A 17,600-nucleotide genomic window follows, 5' to 3' on the forward strand; every position below is an offset into this window, starting at 1 on the left:
AGGAAATCACTACGCTGCTCACCCAGTTGGCGCGGCGAGGTGACGTGAAGGGACGGTTCCTCCATGAGGCGGTCAAAGGCGCAGGCCGATGCGGATCCGGATTCCCCGGGCGACTCCCGAAGGGCGCCGATCAGGTCCGCCATCGAGAAGTACGCGGAAAACCCGAGTGCCTTTCTGGCCCTGAACAGCGGAAACGAGGTCTTCCTCGTGCCCGGGGAGGACGGGGTCATCGTCTACCGCAGAGCCGGGCGGTACCTCGTCCAATTCGGGGGAGTGTTCGCCCCGAAGGAACAACAGGCGGCGCTGCTGCGGGAGTTCAAAAAGTTCGCGAAGAAAGAGAAGCGTCTCATCTCCGCGATACAGCTTCAGGCGGCGGACACCGAGCTGTACGACTCCGAGGGATTCGTGGTCAACCAGGTCGGGGCGTCATACTCCGTCAAGCTGTCGGACTTCTCTCTTCGTGGTTCGAAGTTCGTCAAGCTGCGCAACAAGATATCGCGAGCCAAGCGCAGCGGACTGGAGATACGCGAGGCGGAGTTCAGCCGGTACGCCGAGGCCGTCGGCCACATCGACAGGACCTGGCTGAACTCGAAGGGCCGGCACGTCAAGGAGATCGCGTTCCTGGTGGGGCAGCTCGGGGGGCCGGCACAGGAACATCGCAGGCTCTTCGTCGGCCTCCTGGACGACGTGCCCGTCGCCTACATCTCCTACTCGCCCTCCTACGGCTCCAGCCCGGGCTGGCTCCATGATCTGAGCCGGCGGGGTCCGGACACCCCGCCCGGCGTGATGGAAGCCTTGAACTCCACGGCCATGGATATCTTCCGGGCGGAGGGCGCGGAATGGCTGCATTTCGGCTTCACTCCGTTCACGGGTCTGCTCCCCGAGCACGAGCTGCCCGGTCACAGTCCACTCACGGCGAAATTCATGAGACTGCTCGCCGAGCGAGGTGAGTCCGTCTATCCTTCCCGAAGCCAGCTCGCCTACAAGGAGAAGTGGGCGCCCGACCTGATACTTCCGGAGTATCTCGCCTTCGAAGGAAGGGTGCGCCCCGGAGCCATCTGGCAGATCCTCAGGGTGACGAACTCCATTTGACGGCGGGACCGGTTCGGTTCATCGGCCCGCCCGCGAATGGTTCAGGATCCGCTGGAACCTCGTCTGCAGCCTTTCGCTCGGTTCGAGGCCCAGGTCGTGTGCCAGGCGATGGCGTGTGCGCTGATAGGCGTCGAGCGCCTCCGCCTGCCGGCCCGAATGGTACAGCGCGGTCATGAATTGCTCGCAGAATCGTTCCCGCAGGGGGTATTGCATGTAGAGCTGTTCGATCTCCGGGACCGTTCCCTGGTATTCCCCCAGCGCGAGCCGCGCGTCGATGAGCCTTTCGTGGGCGATCAGACGAGTCTCCTCGAGTCCCGCGTAGGCCGTCCGGCAGATCATGCCGGGCCCCGCGTCCAGGAGGGCCGGGCCCCGCCACAGCGCGAGTGCCTGGTCGAGCCGGTCGGCCACCTGCTGCGGCACATGACTGATCCGTTCCGTCGAGGCCACGGACTGCTCGAACCGGAGCGCGTCGACGTCACGGGCGCCGATGCGCAGTATGTATCCGGAGGAGCTGGTCTCGATGATCTCCCGCACCTGCGGCTTGCCGGAGCCTTCCGCGAGGATCCGGCGCAGTCGGGCGATATGACTCTGAAGGGAATTGGCGGCGTTCTTCGGTGGACGCTCTCCCCATAATTCGTCTATGAGATCGTTCGAGGAGACCGATACCCCGGGCGACAGGGCGAGCGTCGCGATGATGGCGCGAAGTTTTTCCCCGGCCAGTACGACAGAAATGCCGTCCTCTATTATCTCCATCGCGCCCAAGAGGTTCACCTGCATCTGCATTCCCTCGATGTCCGATTTTGGATACGCCTGTTCGAGACGCTCGAGGTGCATGGAACGATCTTATGGGCCGTACTTGATCTCCGTCCTCCGACGTGGGGAGGAGGTGGCGTGGCGATGCCTTTTCCACCGGGTCGCCAGCGCTTTCGAGTCTTCATTCTCTGCCCCCGTTTCGCATAGCTGCCGCTGAGCTTAGGGGCGGCGTGACGGGGCGGTCAATAATCCTTTCGACGTCGCAGGATCGACGTCGCAATAGATTGCACCGGAGGTCTGGAAATGGCCAACCGCGACACCGGATGGACCTGGTACTCCACCCGGCTCCCGGACGGGCAGGACGATGGAGCGGTGATGCCCGCGATCGCCCGCCGACTGCGCCATATCCGGCAGAATCACCCGGAAGGTCCGTTCACCTTGTCGGAGCTGGCCGAGCGCACGGGTGTCTCGAAACGCACCCTGACGGCCGCGGAGTCGGCGGAGGGCGCGAATCTGACCATCGAGACGCTGGTGACGGTCACGCGCGGCCTGGGGATCACGCGGTGGGCCTATCTCATCGATGAGCAGGTGTTTCGGCAGGTGAATGCCGAGCTGCGAACGTGGGGGGACGCGGTGAGGCGGGAGCGTGACGCGGAGGCTCTCGGGAGTCTGGCCGTCCTCCTGAGCGGAATCCTCACCTCGACCGCGACCGCCCGACCTGGTTTGCGCCGCGCGTAGATGTAACCCGCGCGTCCCTGTTCCGGCACGGCCGGCCACATGGGCGTAATGCCTGGGTTGCGTCGGCAGGTTGGCCGGATCGCGCCGCGGGCACCCCTGGTGCAAGGCGGCATCCGGCCGGTTGTCCGAGTGGCCGGACGCGCACGGTGCCGCGCGCCGGCGCCGCCGTCCCGGTCGGGCGGTCGCTCGCGACGGCTCGCCCCGGCTCGCCCGCCGGACGCCGGGGCCGTGAAGGGGGCGACGGGACGCGGAGCGGGCCCCGGTGACCGGCTTCGACGCGGGCGCGGTGTGGTCGCGGGCCGGGCCGGGGGTACAGGTGTCCACCGGGCGCGCTCCCTTCCCGGACGGGTGATCGGGCAGGGCACCTCGCCCCTTTATTGCGAATATGTTGCAGCAACAATGATGGCGCAGCAATATGGTCCGTGGCGGGGCCGGCCCGTCGGTCTCCGGAGTCCGGGCGCCCCTCCGTCCGGCGCGCCCTCCCCGGAGAGTGATCGTCTTCTCGCCCGGCGCCGCCGGTCCCGGCCGGCCCCGCTCCGGCGTGCGACGGCCTCACGCGCCGAGGGTCGCGCACACGGTCCGCGCTATGTGGGACGGGGTCGCCCCCGGATCGTGGGAGGGCAGCAGCATGTGGCTGAGGGTGAGGCGTACGGTCAGATCGGCTGCCGCGGCGCGGCGGTCCTCGGTGACCTGCGGGACCGTTTCGCCGAACCACGCGCAGAGCAGCCGCCGGGTGCTGGAGAAGACGGGTTCGGGTCTGCTGGTCAGGAAGGGCAGCAGGGCATCCGTGCCCCCGCGCGTGGCGGTCAGTACGGCGCCGACGAACGGGTTGACGGCCGCCTGCTCCAGGGAGTGGGCCACGGCCGCCTCCAGCGCGGGGGCGAGACGGCCGCGGTGGGTGTCCAGCACCGCGGCGAGGCCGATGAGGAACTTGTCCGTCTCGTGCTCCACCAGGGCGCGGCCGATGCCCGCCCGGTCGCCGAATTCCTTGTAGATCGAGGGGCGTGACACGCCGGCGCGCAGGGCGAGGTCGGCCACCCGGACGCGGTCCCAGCCGTCCTCGGCGGCCAGTGACCTGGCCTCGGCGATGACCCGCTCGCGCATCTCCTTGCGCCAGGCCACGCGGGGAGGATCCGGCCGGGCGTGCGGCGCCGCGGAGGCGTTGCCGTCAGTCATGGCCGCAGTGTGCCATGACGGGCACGTGGTTCACGCCGCGTCGTGAGGGCCGTCCACCCGGGGCCGCGGCGCCGCTCGCGCCGGTGACCGCGCCACCCCGCTCCTGCGCGGGGGCGGCGCCGACCGTCTTCGCTCCGCGCGCTTCCGCCGGTCCCGCCCGGGAGTCGGCGGAAGCGCGCTCGGTGACGAGAGTGCCACCGTCCGCGCGCTCCGACAAAGGGGGCCCGGTGTAAACGTTCTGAGCGAGCGTCAAGTGATGAGACGTCAGGCGGTCGCGTCCCGTGCGACTGATGTGCTGCTCCGGTGTGCCGGTGTGCCTGCGGGTTGACGACGATCGCGGGCACCTCGGGCGAGAGCTGCTCCCGCGTGCCCGCGTGCCCGCGTGCGTCCGGCGCCGCTCGGCGTCGCGCGGGGGCGTCCGGCGGAGCTGCCGGCCCGGGCGTGCGAGGTGCGATCGCCTTGTGGAGGCTGGCCGAGGAACGGTCCGAGCAGTACCGGCGGGCGGCGGAGCTGCTTGTCGGGTGATCCGGGACCGGGTGAGCTTCGATCCGGTGTGGGCCGCGGCCCGGCGGCGTGGTGGCGGAGTCCGCCTGACATCCTGGCCGCATGGACACCGATGCCGTGACTCCCGTCCACCTCGACAAGGTGATGGACGGGCTGGCGGTGAATCCCGCCCTGCCGGCCCCCCTGGTCCGGCGGCTGTTCGGACGGCGGCGGGGCATGGGCAAGGTGGCGGGGCGTCCCGACCTCACCGAGGACATGATCGCCGAGATCGTCGCGACCGACGACCACTGGCTCCTGCACGGCCTGGCGCTCAACGACCGGTTGCCGGACCGGTTCCGCGTCAGCCTGGCCTCCCATCGGGACGAGGCGGTGCGGTCCGCGCTCGTCATGCGCGCCGCGACCGCGCCTAGGGAGATGCTGGAGCGGCTCGTCGACGATCCCGAGCCACAGGTCCGCGAGCGCCTGGCCCAGGGCCGTCACACGCCGCCCGACCTCCGGGCCCGTCTCGCCGCCGACCCCGACCCCGCGATCCGCGCCACGCTGGCGAAGCACTGGACACAGGCGCCGGAAGCGGTCCGCCGGACCCTGCTGACCGACTCCGAGGCCGAGGTCCGCGCCGCGGCCTGTTCGACCTACTTCGCGCACGGGCCGCATCCGACACCGCCCCCGGACCTGCTGCCGGCCCTGTTGGCGGACCCCGTGACCCGGGCGGGCGCGGTGATCCACGCCGTTCTCGACGCGGACACCCTCCAGCAGCTCGTCGGTGACCCGGACGGCGAGGTGCGCGCCGAGCTCGCCCGGCATCCCGACCTGCCGCCGTCGGTCCGCGACGTCCTCGCCGTCGATCCGGCCCTGAACGTCCGGGTGAAGGTCTTCGCCCGCCCCGACACGCCGGAGCACGTACGGGCGGAGATCCACGCCTCGGTCCACGAACTCTCACGCTCGACGGCCGACCCGAGCCTCGACGCCGACGACGAGACAGTCCTGCAGTGGTATCGGAACACTGCCGCACCGACGGAGTTGCGGATCCTGCGCCTGCCGTGGGTCACGGCCGATCCGCTGCCCCACGTCGACTCGCCCTACGTCGGCTTCCGGGTCTCGGCGGCCGCCGCCAGGACCCTTCCCGCCGACGCCGTGGCCCGTCTGCTCGACGACGAGGAGGAGATCGTCCGCCTCACCATGGCGCACACCGCTCCGCACCTGGTCGATCCCGCGACCGCCGAGGACATCGAACGCCGCTACCGCCGACGGGACAAGTTCACGTTCTGGTGGGACCGGGAGGAGGTCCTGACCTTCTCCCCGGAAACCCTGCGCCGCTTCGCCACGGACCCCGAGCCCCGGCTCCGCTCCTTCGCGCCCCGCGATCCGGATCTGCCGCCGGAACTCGCCGAGAAGCTGGCCTCCGACCCCGAAGCCCGCGTCCGCCTCGCGGTCGCGCCCCACCGCAACCTCCCGCTCCCGTCCCTGCTCCGCCTTCTCGCCGACTCCTCGGAGCACGTCGCGGAAGCCGCCGGTGCCTTGCCGTTCCTTCCCGTCGAGCACATGGAGCGACTGCTGACCCGGGCGGGCCTGTAGCCGTCACGCCGCGACCACCCGCTCCGGCCCCGTATCCGCCGTACGGGCGGATGCGGCCGAGGCACCCAGGGGCGTCGGCGCACCATCGGGAGCTACCGGCCGTCGTCACCGTCCAGCAGCCGGCGCAGCTTCAGCGAGACGCAGGGGTCGGGCAGGACGAATCCGCCCGGTGCCTGCGAGGAGTACGACAGCTTCCGCAGCGCGGTCGACGGGAACGGCCAGCGCGTCTCGACGGACCAGCGCGCACCGCTCAGGTCGGCGCCGGCGAGGTCGGCGTCCCGCAGGTCGGCGCCCGAGAGGTCGGCACCCCTCAGCCGGGCCTCGCGGAGTGAAGCGCCGTACAGGACCGCGCCGCGCAGGTCGGCACCGGAGAGATCGGCGTCGGACAGCACCGCGGACAGGAGGTTGGCGCCCGTCAGGTGCGCGCCCACCAGGTTCGCCTCGGTGAGGTGGGTCGTGTAGAGCTGGGCGTCCGTCAGGTCCGCGCCCGTCAGGTCCGCCGAACCGAGGTAGGTGCCCGCGAGGTCCGCGCCGACGAGGTGCGCCTCGCGCAGATCGGCGAACGGCATGAGGGCGAAGGAGAGTTGAGTGCCCGTCAGTCGGACTCCGGCCAGCCTTCCCCGGATGAGGACGGCGCTGTCGAGGTTCAGGCCGGAGAGGTCCGTGTGAGCCAGCAGGGCCGCCGGGAGGTAGACCAGTTCCTCGACGAGGTGGCGCAGTTCCTTGACGGCGGGCGTACGCGGGTCCCGGCACGCCTCCAGGTGGCCGCGCTGCCAGTCGGCCAGTTCGCGGACGCGGTCGAGGCCGGACATGGACACCGGCATGATCCGGGTCCGGGGCGCCGGGCCGCCCTGTGCGGGGGACGGTGCCACGACGTCCAGGAGGACGGTCGGGGCGTACGAGGAAGGGGCACCGGACGTGTCTCCACCGGTACCGCCGGGCCGCCCGGGTGCGACGGACCCGGGCGGCCCGTACGTCCCGCTCCAGGCGTCCATCGCGGCCTCGACCATGGTGCGCGCCGCCCCGGCGTCGGCGGGCCGGTCCGCCCGGTCCGGGGCGAGGAGCGCGAGGACCAGTCCGTCGACCTCGGCGGGCAGGGGCTCGCGCGAGTGGAGGGAGGGCGGGGGCGGCAGCTTCCTCTCGTAGAGGCCACCGCACTCGGGGCGGGCTCCGGTCAGCAGCTCGTACAGCACGCAGCCCAGGGCGTACAGATCGGCCCTGCCGTCGACCGTCCCGGGCGTGCCGAGCTGTTCGGGGGCCATGTAGGCGGGCGTTCCGATCGCCTGCCCCGCAAGGGTGAGCGGGCCGGCCGGGTCCGGCTCCCGGACGAACCGGGCGATGCCGAAGTCCAGGAGCTTGACGGCCCCCGTGGGGGTGACCATCACGTTGCCGGGCTTGATGTCGCGGTGCAGCAGCCCGGCCGCGTGCGTGACCTCCAGGGCCCGGCAGATCTGTCCGGCCCAGTCCAGGATCAAGGGCACCGACGCGCCGGCGGCGGCCCGGTCCAGGGTGTGACCGGCGACCAGTTCCATGACCACGAACACCGTGCCGTCCGCGTCCTGCCCGTAGTCGAGCACGGCGACCACGCGCGGGTCCCATATCCGCCCGAGCGCTCTCGCCTCCGAGGCGAGCCGGTCCTGCGCGGCCGGCACGCCGTATTCGGGCGGCAGTACCTTCAGCGCCACCGTCCGGCCGATCCGTTCGTCCTCCGCGCGCCAGACGACCCCCATGCCGCCGCGCCCCAGTTCGTCCTTGAGCCGGTATCGCCCGGCGAGCAGCGCCTGTGTCATGGCTCCCCCTCGAAACAAATAGCGTCACATCGACGAGAATTCTCGTCGATGTGACGCTATCGCGGTCGTGGTCGCCTGTACAGCCCGTTCGGCGGCGAGCGGCGAGCGGCGGGCTGCGGGCGGCGAGCGGTGGGTAGCGGGTGGCGCGTGGCGGTCAGCGCACCACCTCGTCGGCCAGGAGGTCCATCAGGAGGCCGTCGTGCCAACTGCCGTCCGGGCCGCGCTCGTAGCGCCGCATGATGCCGACCGGGCGGAAGCCGGCCTTGGTGTAGCAGCGGATCGCGGCGGCGTTGTCGGCCGCCGGGTCGATGATCAGACGGTGATGGCCGTGGGCGTCGACGAGGTGCCGGGCCAGTGTCCGTACGGCGTCGGTGCCCAGGCCCCTGCCGTGCACCGCGGGATCGAGGAAGAGGTCGATGCCGGCGTGCCGGTAGTCCGGCTCCTCCTCGGCGTACCACTGGATCATGCCGATGATCCGCCGGTCGTGCTCCACCGTCAGGCATCGGGTCCCCTTGTCCCGCAGGTCGGCCTCGACGTCCGCCTCGAGATCGTCCCCGCCCCGCCATCGCGCGCGTACTTCCGGCGTGGCCCGGATGGCGGCCAGGGCGGGGACGTCGTCGCGGACGGTGGGCCGGAGGGTGACGGAGTCGCCATGCAGCACGGTCATGGTCCATGACTCTAGGGCTGTCTCTCCGGCGCGGTCGCCGACGGAACCTGTCACGCGACCGCGGAAGAAGCGGCGGCCCGCGCGGGCGGATTCCTCGAAGAACACGCGCCCGACATCACCGGCTGGTTCCGGAGCTCCCCCCACTGATCATCCGCGGGACCGAAACCCGGCGGCCGCCCGCCCCGCCTGCCGCGTTCCGCGCTCGTCCGTGCGAGCCGCCACGGTCCGCCCGCACCTCTCGCCGCCGGGGCGGTCCGGTGGGCCGGGCCGGCGGGCACGCGTCACAAGGCAGGACCGGCGGCGCGCCGATCACTCCCGGAACCGTCCCCGCGGTCCGTCAGCGCTCGGGTCAGTTCGGCGTCGTATCGACCGGCGTCGAAAAGGAACACGGGGGGTCTTGCCCCGCCCTCGGGCACCTGCCAGCCGGACCACTCCACGATCCCGCCGAGACGCCGCACGAACACGGACAGGTACCCACAGCATCCGCCTGTGCACTCGGGCTCCCCCAGCACCGCACGGTGCCCCTCGTCGGTCGCCCGAAGAGGACCGGGACCGTCAGCGGGCAGTGCCTCCTCGGCGAAGGGGCCGCGGCCTCCCTCTCCGACCGCTCCCGCCACCACGTCCTCACCGTCGATCCGGAACCGCAACTGGGCAGCCCATCGGGGGCCCGGTGGCAACGTACCGACTTCAAGGCGATTGAACATCCGGGCACTCCTCTGCGAAACCCTGTGAGACCGGCCGCCACACGCCGTGCTCCTGACGCGCGCTCAGTCGATCCGCTTCCTCCGCGGTCTCGATCAGCTGAGCGGTGCTCAAGGGGACGGCCGCCGCGAGGACCCGCCCGAGGTGGTGGCAGTGCAGCATCGGGCGGATTTCCTCCGAGTACGGTTCATCGGCGACCGCGAAGAGATCGGGCAGGGTCCAGCCCAACGGGCCCGCCACGGCGGACAATTGCTGCCGACGATGCGGGCTCGGGTCCCAGCGCCACACCATCCCGTACAACGTGCTGAGGGACAGCCCCATGAACGGCAGATCGCCGATGGCGAAGCCGCGGTTGCGGACCAGCGCGCAGAGCACGGCGGCGAACCTGGTCTCGGGGGGACGGCGGCCCGGCCAGGCCTGCTGCACGAAGGGTTCTGGAGCGGCGACGCGGGGCAGTGAGCGGACGAAAGTCTCCAGCGCGGCGAGCTGTGAGTGGCCGCAGTGACTGACGCGGTACGCGAACTGCCTCAAGACCCTGGTGTCGCGCTTCGGGGGGAGGAGTTCCGCCGGCACCGGGTGGCCCGCGACAGCGAGAAGATCGGCGGCCGGTATGCCGAGCCCGTCGGCGAGTTCGACGACTCGCCGCGGGGCGGTGTCGGTTCCGCTCGCGGCGAGACCGCTCAGGATGATGGCCCGTTCCATGAGAGGAAGGTAGCGAGCGGGCTGCCATCATGCTCCGGTGGCCCACGACATAGTGTTCTTCCTCGCCCCCGACGACAAGACCGCCGCTGCGACGCGCCTGCGGGGACCCGGTGCGGCCTTCGAGTCCGTGACCTGCCGCTTCATCGAGCCGGACACTGCCATCGCCGATTGGGACATGTACTTCGAGGAGCCTTCGGCCGAGGTCCCGTCGATCGAGCGGTTCCACGGGTGGGTGTGGCCCGAGTGGGTCACCGCCCCTTTGAACGATGGCGTCGAGGTGTTCGCTCTGCCGGAGCGGCTGACCCGAGCGCTGGCCGGCGCGAGCCCCGCCGAACTCGAGGAGCTCGCAGGACGCTGGACCACGCGGCTCCGGTCCGAGGACGGGGACGACATGACCGACGACGATCTGCTGGCGGTCCTGCGGGGAGTCGCCCGGCTCGCGGAGTCTGCGGTGAACACCGGCGGCGGCCTCTACAGCTGGAGCTTCTGACCGCCCCCATGAGGGCGGCTCGCGCCTGGTGCCGCTGCATGTCAGGAGGTCGGTGGCGCCGAGGTGCGGCGTGAAGTGCCACGACCGGTCTGCTGCGTCCATGACCGGTCTGCTGCGTCCATGAGGCCCTCCGGAGGTACAGCGGCTGCTGACTGTGACCGTGAGTCCTGGCATGATGGGCTCCATGACACAGACCCGAAAGGCCGATGGCGCGTAGACCGCCCGGCGCCATCCGCGCGCAGCGATGGCCGACTCGTAGCGACATCCGTTCCGCCCGCCGGATTCCAGGCGTTCCCCGCCGGGCTCAGACGGCCATCGACCGGATCGAAGCCCGGTATCTGTGGCACGGCGCTGTCGCTGAGGCCTTGCACCGATACGAGAGTTTCCTCCGAAAGCCCGGCCGATACCTGTATCTGTCCTGGAGCGACTGCCCGTGCTGCGACCCGACGGACGCTCGGGACACCCTCGAAGAAGCACTCCGGCGGCTGCCGCCCGCGGCGCGGGGAAGGCTGGGCGCCGTCGTCGCCCGACTCGATGCGGAGTTCCTCCGACGCACCCTGCCCGATCCGCGGGCCGCATCGGTGAGTTCATGGCATGCGGCAGCGTGGTGGAGGCAGCGGATCCGGGAGACATGACCACCGATCTGCCGCCGAGCAGCGTCATCCTGACCTGACCTGACCTGACCTGACCTGAGCGGGGCCCGGCTGTTGCCGGGTCCCGCTTCTATGAGGGGTGGGCGGGCCGGGGGACGGGGCAGGTCCGCCCCTGGTGGCCACCCGCCGGAGCGATGGGTGCCGCGGTCACGATCACTGTGCGGCGGGACTGCCATGGTCGTCGAGAAGGGGGCTGTGGCGTTCGGTGAGCGGGCCGACGCCGAGGTCTTCGCGCATGAGCTTGCGCATCCTGGCGGCGGCTCTGCCGCGTTCCTCCCAGCGGGCGCGATCCTCCGGACCGCTGACAGCGGCGCCGTCGGCGTAGCCGTCGCAGATGCGTCGCAGGCAGTGGAACACGCTGTCGGAGGCCTTGACGACGGGTTGGGGCGCGATGAGCCACATCCGTTCCGATGCGATGGCCACGCCTGACTCCCGGAAGGCCGTGCGTAGCGCGAGCGCCCGTTCCTCGTCGGACGGGTGCCCTCGCTCGGCCAGGGTCCGCAAGGTCTCACCGAGGGCCTTCACGGTGGTGGTGTACTGGGTGTAGATGTCGAGCCGCAGCCGAAGGGCTTCTTTGACGTCCTCGTGCTTCCACCGATTGCGATCGGCGATGAGGGTGGAGCCGATGCCGATCGCGGCCCCGGCGAGGGTGGAGAGCAGTGGCAACCAATCCATGCGGGCCAGCTTGGGTCATCCCGTGACGGTGGCACCAGACGGACTTCGGGAACGAACCTGCGCCGTCGCGGCCGGTGTCCCCGGCGCACTGGCGCCGGGGACACCCGTTCCCGTTCCCGTTGTACGGCGGGAGGGCGTCGGCGGCGGCAAGGGGCGGGCCGCCGCCAGGTGTTGGCGGGATCTCGATCGCGCTGTCCGAATATCGATGATCGCTTCGGTAAACCCGATATGGATCTAGATCGCTGTATCGAGGTAACTCGGCTGGAACGACAGGCAGGTCGGACGCATCGGCCGTTACGGTTCCCGTGGATCTGGGCGGATTCTCCGCGTTTCACCCACCCGTTTCCCATCCAGTGGTCGGCGCTCGTGCGCCGATCGACGCCGTCGCGAAGGAGACCTCGCTCGATGACCGTTGAGACCGGCCCGGAAGCGGGGCTGGAGCCGCGCCGGCAGTCCAGTCTGGGCACGGCGGCCGCCCGTAACCTCACCCACACGACCAAGTCCGCCCCGCAGATGCAGGAGATCACCTCGCGGTGGCTGCTGCGGATGCTCCCCTGGGTGGAGACCAAGGGCGGCACCTACCGGGTGAACCGCCGGCTGAGCCACAACGTCGGCGACGGACGCGTCGAGTTCGTCCAGGACGGCGCCGACGTCCGTGTGATTCCCCGTCAGCTCGGTGAACTGGCCCTGCTGCGCGGCTTCGAGGACGTCGAGGTGCTGACGGCGATCGCCGACCGGTGCGTCCAACGCGACTTCCGGGCGGGCGAGGTACTGGTCCGTGCCGGCACCCCCGCCGAGCAGGTCCACCTGATCGCCCACGGCCGGATCAGCCGGACGTCCGCCGGCAAGTACGGGGACGAGATGACGGACGCCGTGCTCGCCGACGGCGGTCACTTCGGTGAGGGCGCCCTCGTGGACACCGACGCGAGATGGGACTGCACCGCCACCGCCCGGACGGCGGGCACCCTGCTGACCTTGTCCCGCTCCGACTTCGCCGCCGTGGCGTCCTCGGCTCCCGGTCTTCGGGCCCACCTACAGCGTTTCGGCGAGCTCGCCCTCCGGCGGCAGAACCACCACGGCGAGGCCGAGATCGCCATGTCGGCCGGTCACACAGGTGAGGCCGAGCTGCCGAGCACCTTCGTCGACTACGAACTCCACCCGCGGGAGTACGAACTCTCCGTCGCGCAGACGGTCCTGCGCGTCCACTCGAGGGTCGCCGATCTCTACAACGGTCCGATGAACCAGACGGAGGAACAACTCCGGCTCACCGTCGAAGCGTTGCGGGAACGCCAGGAGTACGAACTCGTCAACAACCGCGAGTTCGGCCTGCTCCACAACGCCGCCTTCAAGCAGCGGATCCAGAGTCACTCCGGCCCGCCCACGCCGGACGACCTCGACAATCTGCTCTGCCGGCGCCGCAGCACCAAGTTCTTCCTCGCCCACCCCAGGACGATCGCGGCGATCGGCCGCGAGTTCAGCGCCTACGGGCTCTACCCGGAGACCGTCGACCTCGACGGCCGGCAGGTACTGGGCTGGCGCGGGGTCCCGATCCTGCCCTGCGACAAGATCCCCATCAGCAAGGAGAGCACCAGCTCGATCCTCGCCCTGCGGACCGGGGAGGACAACCAGGGCGTCATCGGCCTGCGTCAGACCGGTCTGGTGGAGGAGTACGAGCCGGGACTGTCGGTGCGCTTCATGGGCATCGACGAGCAGGCGATCCTCTCGTACCTGGTCACCACGTACTACTCCGCGGCGGTCCTCCTGCCCGATGCGCTGGGCGTGCTGGAAGACGTGCAGATCGCCCGTGGCCGCGGCTAGAGGGCTCGCGTCCAGCCGCTTCGGCCCCCGTACCGGCGAGGCCTTCGCCCATTCCACCAAGGAGCCAAGGATGCCCGAGCCCGGGCCTTCCCCTTCGCAGTCGCGCCTGGCTGACGCCATGGCCCTCGTCGGGGCCCGCACCCGTATCGCCCACTCCGAACCCCACAGCGACACCACCGGCGACCTCACCCCGTGGCTCGGAGAGGAGAGCCGTGCCGTGGCGGGGCCGGCGGCCTCCGCCCTGGAACGGATCCTGCGGGGACCCAGCGGAGTGGGCACGACCGGCCTGTATCCGACGCGGCGGGAGGAGCCGCCGACACCTCGGGAGCCCGGGACGCCGGTGGAGGGCACGCCGGTCCCCGGCCTGTACCACCACCCGGTGGCAGAGCCGGACCCGGTACGGGTGGAGGAGATCAGCCACCGGATCAAGAGATGGGCGGTCGACGAGGTCCAGGCCTGCCCCCCGGAATGGGAGGACCAGTTCGACGGTTTCTCCGTCGGACGCTACATGGTGGCCTGCCATCCCGACTCTCCCACGGTCGACCGCCTGATGATCGCCACACGGCTGATGGTCGCGGAGAACGCGCTCGACGACTGCTACTGCGAGGACCACGGCGGTTCACCCGTCGGACTCGGCAGCCGCCTTCTGCTGGCACACACGGCTCTCGACCCCCTGCTCACGACGCGGGAGTACGAGCAGCCGTGGGCGGAGTCGCTGCAGTCGGACGCGCCCCGGCGTGCCTACCGCTCCGCCATGGAGTACTTCGTCCAGCAGGCCACGCCCTCGCAGGCCGACCGGTACCGGCACGACATGGCACGTCTGCACCTGGGCTACCTCGCGGAGGCCGCGTGGGCCGAGACGGACCATGTGCCCGAGGTCTGGGAGTATCTGGCGATGCGCCAGTTCAACAACTTCCGTCCCTGCCCGACGATCACCGACACCGTCGGCGGATACGAACTGCCCGCGGACCTGCACGCCCAGCCGGAGATGCAGCGGGTCATCGCGCTCGCCTCGAACGCCACCACCATCGTGAACGACCTCTACTCGTACACCAAGGAACTCGACAGCCCCGGCAGACATCTGAACCTGCCCGTGGTGATCGCCGAACGTGAGGGAGTCCCGGACCGGGACGCCTATCTGAAAGCGGTCGAGATCCACAACGACCTCATGCGCGCGTTCGAGTCCGAAGCCGCCGCCCTGGCGGCCGCCTGCCCCGTCCCGAGCGTGCTGCGCTTCCTGCGGGGCGTGGCCGCCTGGGTCGACGGCAACCACTACTGGCACCAGACCAACACCTACCGATACAGCCTGCCCGATTTTTGGTAAGGAACGGATCCCACCATGACCAGCACCGAACTCACCACCGGCGCCACCGCGTTCATCCCCGGCCCCGCCTCGCCCTACCAGGGGGACATCGCGCGCTACTGGGACGGTGAGGCCAGGCCCGTCAACCTGCGTCTCGGCGACGTGGACGGGCTCTACCACCACCACTACGGCATCGGCGACATCGACCACGCCGCCCTCGGGGACACCGGAGACGGCGGGTACGAGAACAGGCTGATCTCCGAACTCCACCGCCTGGAGTCGGCGCAGACCGAAGTCCTCCTGGACCACCTCGGCCCCATCGGGCGGGGCGACACCCTCCTGGACGCCGGCTGCGGCCGCGGCGGGTCGATGGTCATGGCCCACCAGCGGTTCGGGTGCGACGTCGAGGGTGTCACGCTGTCGGCCAAGCAGGCGGAGTTCGCCAACCGCAGGGCCCTGGAACTCGGCATCGACGACCACGTCCGCGCTCGCGTGTGCAACATGCTCGACACCCCCCTCGAAAGGGGACAGGTCGCCGCCTCGTGGAACAACGAGTCGAGCATGTACGTCGACCTGGAAGACCTCTTCGCCGAGCACTCCCGCGTCCTGACGGTCGGCGGCCGCTACGTGACCATCACCGGCTGCTGGAACCCGCGATACGGCCAACCGTCGAAGTGGGTCTCCCAGATCAACGCGCACTTCGAGTGCAACATCCACTCGCGCCGGGAGTACTTCCGCGCCATGGCCAACAACCGGCTCGTACCGCAGGCCGTCATCGACCTGACGCCCGAGACCCTGCCCTACTGGGAGCTGCGTGCCACCTCCTCGCTGGTCACCGGAATCGAGACGGCGTTCATCAACTCCTACAAGGACGGGTCCTTCCAGTACCTCCTGATCGCGGCCGACCGCGTCTGACCGACCACACGACAGGCCCGGGCCCGTCACACGACGGGCCCGGACCTCGCGGTCGGCCGGGCGGCCGACCGCGAATTCGCGCACACGCAGGGGGGACCGGAGCCGTCATGGGCCCGTGGGGTCGGCGGCGGAACCGTGGATCAGCCGCGCGGCAGGACCAGCGACTGCACGTCCGGCAGGCCCCGCCAGTCGTTCGACGCGACCGTGGCATGAGCCTTGGCCAGCAGCGCGACCCGCGCCGACGCGTCGGACGACGACGGACTGACGTCGTCGAGAGCCGGAGACACGTTCTGCGAGTCCGTCATGAACAGCAGGTAGTGGTTGGTGTCGTACCAACTCGTGTCGATGCCGTTGCCGACGTATGCGGCCGCGTCGCCGTCGAAGGCCACGAACCAGGGCCGCAGCGTCGTGTCGGAGTAGCGGGTGCGCGGGTCGCCCGACGCGGCGTTGTGCACCGAGGGGAAGACGTTCGCCTGCGCGGTGGTGCCCGCGGTGTGCAGGTTGCGCAGGTACGTCGCGTACTCCTTGTCCGTCCACAGGGAGTCGGTCGGGTTGTTCTCCTCGACCGTGCCGGGGATGATCTCCAGCAGCACCCTGCCCGCCAACTGCGCCCGGGTCGGCCAGTTGCCGGCCTTCGCCGCTTCGTCCAGGGTGGCGTACTGGCCGCCGCCGGGCTTGTTCAGCAGGTCGTTCGGCTTGTACACGAGACTGCCCAGGTGCGCGCTGATGGACCGGTCCAGCTTGGCCGGGCTCATCCCGAGGTTGGCCTGGAAACCGGCCTTCATCTCCAGCTTGATGATCAGCGGTCCATGGCCGGGGTGCGCGCCGAGCCATACCCGGACGTCGTCCAGGCAGCTCTCCAGGTCCTTGTTGGTGCCGCCGGTGTACAGATCGGCGGCCGTGGAGGCGTTGACGCAGTTGTTGCCGTTGCTGGTCAGGCTGCTGTGGCTGACTTTCCACTCCTGGGTGAAGAAGTCGTCCCAGACGTCCAGCTCGATCATCGAGGTGCCGGTGTCGAGGCCCTGCGCGAGATAGGCGAACGCGCCGGGGTCGTAGGTGTTGTGGATTCCGGACGTGGTGGTGCCGGACAGTCGCAGCGCGTCCGTGTCGGCGGCGGAGGCGGTGGCGCCCCCGGATCCGGCGGCGCCGAACGCCAGGAACAGACTCAGTGTGCCGACCAGCGCGGTACGCAGTGCCGCGAGCGGGCGGAGGGGAAATCTACGGCGGTTCGTCGAACCGGTCACGGTGCCTCCATCGTGGGGGTGACTCTCCGTCAGGACGGTGACGGCTGTGCATTAAGCGACGGAGACATGACACGTAACGCGATCGAGAATCCTGCTGTCAGCTACGATTCCGGCCGATCTTCTCCCGGCTCCCTGACTGCGCCGGTCGACGCCCACGGACGGTGTCGCCGACCGAGTGGCAGCCGTGGAAGCACCGTGCGCCGGACGCGTGATGAGGGACCGTCAGCGCCCGGCCGGGGGAGCCGGCCGGGGGTCCGCCGCGAGATCGGTCTGCTGGCCCAGGTCGGCGCGGCACTGCTCCGCCTCCCCGACCAGGACCACCGGAGCACCTTGCAGAACAGCTGACGACCCGGACAGCACCCGTACGGGCACGGGTCGGCGCCCGGTCCGACCGGGCGCCGACCCGTGTGCGCGGCAGGCGTGAACGCCGATGACGAGCCGCTGCGGGTCACCTGAGGTCACGCGACGCCCGGCACGCGTCACCGCTGCGGCAGGCTCCGCCCGTCGGCGTCGATCCGCCCGGCACGGATCGCCTCCTCCCGTGCCGTGGCGTTGCGGGCGGCCCGGTACCGCGACCGGATCCCGGCCATCGGCCCGCGCGGCGCCCGCAGCATCAGACAGACCGTCGGCGCCAGGACGCCGGGCGGACAGCTGTGGCCGTATGCCCGCCCGGGATGCCCCGACTCGCCGTCCCCACCCGGTCCTTCACCACGCTCCTGGAGCCCGGCCCGGGAAACGCCGACGCCGCGTCCTCCTCGGACGACGACGCCCTCCGCCACCGCCGAGGGCGAGAGAGCCGTTCA

General features: G+C 70.5%; 15 protein-coding genes. 7 read left to right on the forward strand and 8 right to left on the reverse strand.

Going from position 1 to position 17,600, the window contains the following annotated elements; translation table 11 throughout:
* The first annotated feature begins 63 nt into the window (after nucleotides 1-63).
* Nucleotides 64-1,092, forward strand: a complete 1,029-nt coding sequence (locus CW362_RS24610) for a DUF2156 domain-containing protein (RefSeq protein ID WP_103551700.1) — start codon at nucleotides 64-66, stop codon at nucleotides 1,090-1,092.
* Between the two features lie 18 nt (nucleotides 1,093-1,110).
* On the opposite strand, the gene CW362_RS24615 is transcribed toward CW362_RS24610, so the two are convergent.
* The gene (locus CW362_RS24615; protein WP_240658012.1) at nucleotides 1,111-1,926 is read right to left on the reverse strand and encodes an AfsR/SARP family transcriptional regulator; all 816 of its coding nucleotides are present in this window, start codon (nucleotides 1,924-1,926) and stop codon (nucleotides 1,111-1,113) included.
* A gap of 222 nt (nucleotides 1,927-2,148) precedes the next feature.
* Here CW362_RS24615 and CW362_RS42995 point away from each other — a divergent pair, with 222 nt between their 5' ends.
* Entirely contained in the window at nucleotides 2,149-2,583 is a 435-nt protein-coding gene (locus CW362_RS42995) for a helix-turn-helix domain-containing protein (RefSeq protein ID WP_240658014.1), read from the forward strand.
* 552 nt (nucleotides 2,584-3,135) lie between these two features.
* Here CW362_RS42995 and CW362_RS24625 read toward each other — a convergent pair.
* Nucleotides 3,136-3,759, reverse strand: a complete 624-nt coding sequence (locus tag CW362_RS24625; protein WP_103551701.1) for a TetR/AcrR family transcriptional regulator — start codon at nucleotides 3,757-3,759, stop codon at nucleotides 3,136-3,138.
* A gap of 606 nt (nucleotides 3,760-4,365) precedes the next feature.
* Between CW362_RS24625 and CW362_RS24630 the strand changes: the two genes are divergently transcribed.
* Nucleotides 4,366-5,838 carry a hypothetical protein gene (locus CW362_RS24630; protein WP_103551702.1) on the forward strand — a complete coding sequence of 491 codons (1,473 nt, stop codon included), beginning with the start codon at nucleotides 4,366-4,368 and terminating at the stop codon, nucleotides 5,836-5,838.
* 92 nt (nucleotides 5,839-5,930) lie between these two features.
* On the opposite strand, the gene CW362_RS24635 is transcribed toward CW362_RS24630, so the two are convergent.
* From CW362_RS24635 to CW362_RS24650, 3 genes are all read right to left on the reverse strand, one after another.
* Entirely contained in the window at nucleotides 5,931-7,628 is a 1,698-nt protein-coding gene (locus tag CW362_RS24635; protein ID WP_103551703.1) for a serine/threonine-protein kinase, read from the reverse strand.
* 154 nt (nucleotides 7,629-7,782) lie between these two features.
* The gene (locus CW362_RS24640) at nucleotides 7,783-8,295 is read right to left on the reverse strand and encodes a GNAT family N-acetyltransferase (protein ID WP_103551704.1); all 513 of its coding nucleotides are present in this window, start codon (nucleotides 8,293-8,295) and stop codon (nucleotides 7,783-7,785) included.
* Nucleotides 8,296-8,982: 687 nt separating this feature from the next.
* Nucleotides 8,983-9,699, reverse strand: coding sequence for a hypothetical protein (locus CW362_RS24650; RefSeq protein ID WP_103551706.1), 717 nt, complete (start codon nucleotides 9,697-9,699; stop codon nucleotides 8,983-8,985).
* 37 nt (nucleotides 9,700-9,736) lie between these two features.
* Here CW362_RS24650 and CW362_RS24655 point away from each other — a divergent pair, with 37 nt between their 5' ends.
* Nucleotides 9,737-10,189 carry a hypothetical protein gene (locus CW362_RS24655; protein ID WP_103551707.1) on the forward strand — a complete coding sequence of 151 codons (453 nt, stop codon included), beginning with the start codon at nucleotides 9,737-9,739 and terminating at the stop codon, nucleotides 10,187-10,189.
* Nucleotides 10,190-10,995: 806 nt separating this feature from the next.
* On the opposite strand, the gene CW362_RS24665 is transcribed toward CW362_RS24655, so the two are convergent.
* A complete protein-coding gene (locus tag CW362_RS24665) occupies nucleotides 10,996-11,517 on the reverse strand; it encodes a hypothetical protein (RefSeq protein WP_240658015.1) in 522 nt (173 codons plus the stop codon).
* 405 nt (nucleotides 11,518-11,922) lie between these two features.
* Here CW362_RS24665 and CW362_RS24670 point away from each other — a divergent pair, with 405 nt between their 5' ends.
* The 3 genes from CW362_RS24670 (at nucleotide 11,923) to CW362_RS24680 (ending at nucleotide 15,553) form a co-directional block, all read left to right on the forward strand.
* Nucleotides 11,923-13,335 carry a family 2B encapsulin nanocompartment shell protein gene (locus CW362_RS24670; RefSeq protein ID WP_103551709.1) on the forward strand — a complete coding sequence of 471 codons (1,413 nt, stop codon included), beginning with the start codon at nucleotides 11,923-11,925 and terminating at the stop codon, nucleotides 13,333-13,335.
* Nucleotides 13,336-13,405: 70 nt separating this feature from the next.
* Nucleotides 13,406-14,659 (forward strand): family 2 encapsulin nanocompartment cargo protein terpene cyclase, encoded by a 1,254-nt coding sequence (locus tag CW362_RS24675; RefSeq protein WP_103551710.1) that lies wholly within the window; start codon nucleotides 13,406-13,408, stop codon nucleotides 14,657-14,659.
* A 15-nt stretch (nucleotides 14,660-14,674) separates the two neighbouring features.
* The gene (locus CW362_RS24680; protein ID WP_103551711.1) at nucleotides 14,675-15,553 is read left to right on the forward strand and encodes a geranyl diphosphate 2-C-methyltransferase; all 879 of its coding nucleotides are present in this window, start codon (nucleotides 14,675-14,677) and stop codon (nucleotides 15,551-15,553) included.
* A gap of 140 nt (nucleotides 15,554-15,693) precedes the next feature.
* Here the strand turns inward: CW362_RS24680 and CW362_RS24685 are convergent, their stop codons facing one another.
* Nucleotides 15,694-16,797 (reverse strand): phosphatidylinositol-specific phospholipase C domain-containing protein, encoded by a 1,104-nt coding sequence (locus CW362_RS24685; protein ID WP_240658017.1) that lies wholly within the window; start codon nucleotides 16,795-16,797, stop codon nucleotides 15,694-15,696.
* Between the two features lie 479 nt (nucleotides 16,798-17,276).
* Complete coding sequence (locus CW362_RS45335; RefSeq protein WP_276313692.1) at nucleotides 17,277-17,411, reverse strand: hypothetical protein; 135 nt, start codon at nucleotides 17,409-17,411, stop codon at nucleotides 17,277-17,279.
* Between the last annotated feature and the right edge of the window lie 189 nt (nucleotides 17,412-17,600).

This window comes from Streptomyces populi (genome assembly GCF_002911015.1).
Lineage (GTDB): Bacteria > Actinomycetota > Actinomycetes > Streptomycetales > Streptomycetaceae > Streptomyces > Streptomyces populi.

Coding starts and splice junctions, on each gene's coding strand:
- CW362_RS24665 (WP_240658015.1), bottom strand. CDS start 11,517: ATGGATTGGTTGCCACTGCTCTCCACCCTCGCCGGGGCCGCGATCGGC.
- CW362_RS42995 (WP_240658014.1), top strand. CDS start 2,149: ATGGCCAACCGCGACACCGGATGGACCTGGTACTCCACCCGGCTCCCG.
- CW362_RS24650 (WP_103551706.1), bottom strand. CDS start 9,699: ATGGAACGGGCCATCATCCTGAGCGGTCTCGCCGCGAGCGGAACCGAC.
- CW362_RS24635 (WP_103551703.1), bottom strand. CDS start 7,628: ATGACACAGGCGCTGCTCGCCGGGCGATACCGGCTCAAGGACGAACTG.
- CW362_RS45335 (WP_276313692.1), bottom strand. CDS start 17,411: ATGCTGCGGGCGCCGCGCGGGCCGATGGCCGGGATCCGGTCGCGGTAC.
- CW362_RS24675 (WP_103551710.1), top strand. CDS start 13,406: ATGCCCGAGCCCGGGCCTTCCCCTTCGCAGTCGCGCCTGGCTGACGCC.
- CW362_RS24680 (WP_103551711.1), top strand. CDS start 14,675: ATGACCAGCACCGAACTCACCACCGGCGCCACCGCGTTCATCCCCGGC.
- CW362_RS24670 (WP_103551709.1), top strand. CDS start 11,923: ATGACCGTTGAGACCGGCCCGGAAGCGGGGCTGGAGCCGCGCCGGCAG.
- CW362_RS24640 (WP_103551704.1), bottom strand. CDS start 8,295: ATGACCGTGCTGCATGGCGACTCCGTCACCCTCCGGCCCACCGTCCGC.
- CW362_RS24625 (WP_103551701.1), bottom strand. CDS start 3,759: ATGACTGACGGCAACGCCTCCGCGGCGCCGCACGCCCGGCCGGATCCT.
- CW362_RS24610 (WP_103551700.1), top strand. CDS start 64: ATGAGGCGGTCAAAGGCGCAGGCCGATGCGGATCCGGATTCCCCGGGC.
- CW362_RS24615 (WP_240658012.1), bottom strand. CDS start 1,926: ATGCACCTCGAGCGTCTCGAACAGGCGTATCCAAAATCGGACATCGAG.
- CW362_RS24630 (WP_103551702.1), top strand. CDS start 4,366: ATGGACACCGATGCCGTGACTCCCGTCCACCTCGACAAGGTGATGGAC.